This is a genomic window from Candidatus Desulfatibia sp. (assembly GCF_036446775.1).
In the GTDB taxonomy this organism is placed as follows: Bacteria; Desulfobacterota; Desulfobacteria; order Desulfobacterales; family UBA11574; genus Desulfatibia_A.
In genome coordinates this window covers 1-4,609 of the sequence record NZ_JAZFTO010000034.1, presented here as the reverse complement: position 1 = coordinate 4,609, position 4,609 = coordinate 1, and the positions used below count along the sequence as shown (strand labels likewise).

The 4,609-nt window shown below is 45.9% G+C and carries 5 protein-coding genes; all 5 read left to right on the top strand.

All coding sequences use genetic code 11. The features are described from left to right. Positions 1-932, top strand: a 932-nt coding sequence (locus tag V3S16_RS01500; protein ID WP_413882907.1) for a FapA family protein, incomplete at its 5' end; no start/stop codon positions are given. A 25-nt stretch (positions 933-957) separates the two neighbouring features. Then, positions 958-2,949 carry an ATP-binding protein gene (locus tag V3S16_RS01495; RefSeq protein ID WP_413882906.1) on the top strand — a complete coding sequence of 664 codons (1,992 nt, stop codon included), beginning with the start codon at positions 958-960 and terminating at the stop codon, positions 2,947-2,949. A gap of 145 nt (positions 2,950-3,094) precedes the next feature. Continuing rightward, positions 3,095-3,802, top strand: a complete 708-nt coding sequence (locus V3S16_RS01490) for an AzlC family ABC transporter permease (RefSeq protein WP_413882905.1) — start codon at positions 3,095-3,097, stop codon at positions 3,800-3,802. Beyond that, positions 3,781-4,107, top strand: a complete 327-nt coding sequence (locus V3S16_RS01485; protein WP_413882904.1) for an AzlD domain-containing protein — start codon at positions 3,781-3,783, stop codon at positions 4,105-4,107. Before V3S16_RS01490 ends, V3S16_RS01485 begins: the two co-directional genes overlap by 22 nt. 89 nt (positions 4,108-4,196) lie before the next feature. Further along, a partial coding sequence (locus V3S16_RS01480; RefSeq protein WP_413882903.1) for an AzlC family ABC transporter permease occupies positions 4,197-4,609 on the top strand: 413 nt, incomplete at its 3' end.

Sequence of the window (4,609 nt, the reverse complement as noted above, 5' to 3'; positions counted from 1 at the left end):
CGGGCTATAATATAGAAATAAGCGGCGACAACGTCCTCTCCAAGATAAACGGCTGTATCGTCCTTACGGAAACAGGAATTGACGTGGAACCATTGCTTTTAGCCAAAAATGTACGAAATTGGAATAAAAAGCATGAGGGCTCCATTTCAATAATGGGCGACGTTGATAACTGTCCGCTGATCGAAGCATCGGGCGATATTGAAATTCACGGATTAGCCGCTAATTCAAATTTGAAAGCGGGCCGCAATATTTTCATCCATGGAAACATAATGGCCAAGGATGAGAATAGCATTGCCGCTGGCGGTGATATTTTATCTAAAAATATATCCAACGCTTCCATCGCAGCCGACAACCTATTTGTCTTGTCCATAATATTAAATTCCGATGTAACGGCCTTGGGAACCGTCCAAACATTGGAAAAGACGGGCAAAATTATTGGTGGCGGCATATCTTCGTGCTCTATGGTTAAAACAGGCGCAATCGGCAGTGCAAAAGCGGTCGACACCAAGGTGAGAGTGGCGACGCCGAAATTAATCAAACAGGTGAGGGAACATCTTCTGGATAATTTAATAATAAGGATTGGTTCGATTGACAAAAAAAAAGAACAAATGGTTTTGAAACTCAAAACATTGAAAGAGAAAATGGATAAAACACTAGGCTCGAAGTTCGGCGGTTATAACAAAGTTATCGAATTGACCGAGTTGGAAATCGAGAAGTGCGAAGGTAAGGTTGCCGACCTGTACAAGGAAATCGTTAAAGTAAAAGACCCTTCGCATATCGCAACCAGCGGCGAGGTAATTGCCGATGTCTATCATCCCGGCACGGTTATATCGATTGGGAACTCGTCACGCAATATAAACGCTCCCAAACACAAAATAAGGTTCTACACAAAAGAGTCAAATGTATTTTCGGAAGAGCACAAGGGCATATAACGATGAGGGATTCGGGTGCAATAGCATGAACGACAAATCAAAATACCTCGATATGTTTATCGAGGAGGCGAACGACATATTCAACGATATAAACGAAAGCCTCGCGGCCATGGAAGGTGGTGGCGATAAAGATGAAGAAATCAATTCGTTGTTCCGCGGTTTTCATTCCGTTAAGGGGATGGCGGCGTCGCTGAATTTGCGCGATATACAAATTGTCAGCCACAAACTTGAAGACCTTTTGCACCAAATGCGTGATGGGACAATAAGTTTCTCCGATGATCTTGCCAAACTTCTTTATAAAGGAACCGCGACCCTTGAAAAAATGGTTGTGCTGGCAGAAGAAGGCGATAGCGAAAAGATCGAGTACGACGATTTGCTGAAAGAGATAATCGGCGCTATGAAGACTGTTAAGGAGGATAGCCCCGCCCCTCCAATCCGGCCCGGCATAAAAGGGTTACCGGAGGAGTTGCCCCAATCCGGCCTTGCCGAGCTGACCCGGACTGGCAAAAAAGTCTTTCATATAGAGGTGACTGTTTCGCCCGACAGCGTAAGCCCGGTAGCTCGCGCCTACTTGATAACCGAGGAACTAAAAGAAAATAGCGATAAATTGGTAGGTATTCCCAATCAGGACGAACAGGAGGGATGGGACTATGGCAAACCGATACAAATTTTTATCGCCGCCGATTCAAGCACGGAAGAAATAGAACGTATTCTTAAATCTTCCATCGAAATTGAAAAGTTCAGCGTCGATGAAATAGAAGTGCAACCTGCCTCAAGAAACGGCGACCAAGAAAAGTTGTGTCAAAGGGAGAGTGCTCAGGAGGACGGTAAAGGCGTTATTCCAAAATACCGCAAACCCGGCGCGGTAAAGGTGGAGACACCCGTGCTTGACAGTTTGATAGATATCGTTGGGGAAATGTTTATTCAGGATAATCAGTTGCTAGACATTACAAAGGTATTGAAGGCCCCGGATGCCACCAAGAGTATTAACGGCTTGCAGAAACTGGTGCGCAAACTTTATAAAGAGGTCATGGAACTGCGCCTCGTTCCCATTACGGTCCTTTCCGGCATAATCCCAAGGGTTACCAGGGAACTTCTAAGCAATACGGACAAGAAAGTTGAGTTTGAAGTCCAAGGTGTAGATGTCAGGCTTGACCGGTCGATAGTTGAAAAACTCGGCGATCCGATTATTCACATAGTACGCAATAGCCTGGACCATGGAATTGAAAGCCCCAATGAAAGGCGCGAATCCGGAAAACCGGAAAAGGGGAAACTGGTTTTCTCGGCGTTGCGGGAAAAAGGCGTTATAACAATCAAGATCTCCGACGACGGCCGGGGATTAAATCTGGAAAAGATAAAAGAGAAAGTCATTGCCAATGGAATGGCTTCGCGCGAGGAGCTTGATGGCAAGACCGACAGCGAAATATACGACTATATACTGGAGCCCGGATTCTCAACCGCTGAAAAGGTTACCGACATTTCAGGGCGTGGCGTCGGTATGGATATAGTCAGGAACGTGGTGGTAAACCTGGGCGGCAAGTTATTGGTCGAATCGTCAAGGGGGCAGGGTTCGACATTTACAATGCATGTTCCATTAACGATGGCGATAATTAATACATTTCGCATTAACATAAACGACGATATCTATGCCATTCCGGTAGGCAAGGTTATTCATGCAATCGAACTTCCGCGTAAAGAGATGACTATAGAAAACGGTAAAATGTCTATTGAATACCTTGAAGAGACCGTCCCGGTATTTGACTTAAAAGCGATACTCGAATATGAGAATGTGGATTTTGGCGACAAAGTAGTTGTTCCGATACTTATAGTGGAAACTGGTTTTAAAAAGGCCGGACTTATTGTCGATTCTTTTATCGCGGGATACGAAACAGTGATTAAACCTTTAAGGCCGCCGTTGGAAAAAATGGAAATGTATACCGGCGCCACGATATCGGAAAAAGGCGATATTATCCTTATCCTTGATACGGAAAGGCTCTTAAAGGGAGTGGCTTTTTAAATACGGTTACAAAGTCGGCGATGTTTCATGGTCAGGCGATTCAAACCTTTCAGTGTGCCGACGAATCTTCTGTTATGACGTTATTATAGGATTTCGCCAATGGGGAACGGTAAAGTGGGGTCATATGGGAAATGTCGGTTAATATATGAAATCGCAATTGCTCAACAAAACAGATTACAGGCGCGGTTTCAAGGCGGGGCTGATAGCCGCGGGGACGCTGGTGCCAATCTTCGTCGGTTTCGGCATCCTTGCGGTCCAAAAAGGGTTAAGTCCCGCACTTGCTCTCATTACGACGGTCATTGTGTTCGCGTCTCCCGCGCAATATCTGATAGCCGATATGATTGGAAGCTCCGCCGCCGTGTGGCAATTCATAATCACCGGCATACTGATGAACACAAGGTTTTTCATCATGAGCCTTACGATGTCCCATTTCATGCGCCATGTCCCTTTAAAAAAAGTTCTGCCGCTAGCGCACTTTGTGGCCGCCACGCCCTTTTTGCTTACCCTTTTCGACAAGAGGAAAAATAAGGACGCCGATTTTTTCAGTTATTTCTGCGGCGTGGCCTCCGCTGTTTTTCCGGCGACATTACTGGGAACCGTTCTGGGATTTATTGTGTATGAAGACCTGCCGCCCATTTTATTGTTTGCTTCGTCCCTTTTTCTGCCGGTCTATTTTTCCATCCTCATAGCGAGCGACGTTAAAAAGAAATTGGAAATTATTGTTGTCGTTTCCTGCTTCATGGCCGCTCCGTTCGCGGAGGTCCTCGCCCCCGGCTGGGGAGTGGTGCTTGCGGCCCTAATATCGGCTACCGTAGCCGTTGGAATAAAGGCATGGATGCAAAGAGCTGGATAATCATCATAAGCGGCGTAGGGCTTGGTTCTTACCTTATCAGGAGCGCTCCCTTCGTGATCGGCAGGAAAGTAAAATTCCCGCCGCTCTTTCTGGATTGGCTCATTTTCATTTCAATCGGCATAATGGCCGGGTTTATATCAAAAACGCTTTTCGTTAAAGGTTCCCAACTTTACTTCGGCGATTTCTTCGTGCAGGCTTCGGCCCTGGCCATAGCCGTTCTTTTTCAATTAAAATTTCAGAAAATTCTTCTTTCGGTTTTCCTTGCCGTGCTTGCCGCCATGATTATTAAAGTTCTGCTGGGTTGAAAGCAACTTCGTCTCCGTATGAGGTTATTATAGGATTACGTCAATGGGGAACTTTAAAGTGGAGTCATATTGGAAATGTTTGTTGATATATGAAATCGCAATTGCTCAACAAAACAGATTACAGGCGCGGTTTCAAGGCGGGTCTGATAGCCGGGGCGACGGTTGTACCCATCCTGACCGGTTTCGGCATCCTCGCTGTCCAAAAAGGGTTAAGTCCCGCACTTGCTCTCATGACGACGGTCGTTATGTTCGCGTCTCCCACGCAATATCTGATAGCCGATATGATTGGAAACGCCACCGCCGTGTGGCAGTTCATAATAACCGGCATACTGATGAACACAAGGTTTTTCATCATGAGCCTTACGATGTCCCATTTCGTGCGCCATATCCCTCTAAGAAAAGTTCTGCCGCTAGCGCACTTTGTGAACGCCTCAACCTTTATGCTTTCCCTTTTCGACAAGAGGAAAAATAAGGACGCCGATTTTTTCAGCTATTTCTGCGG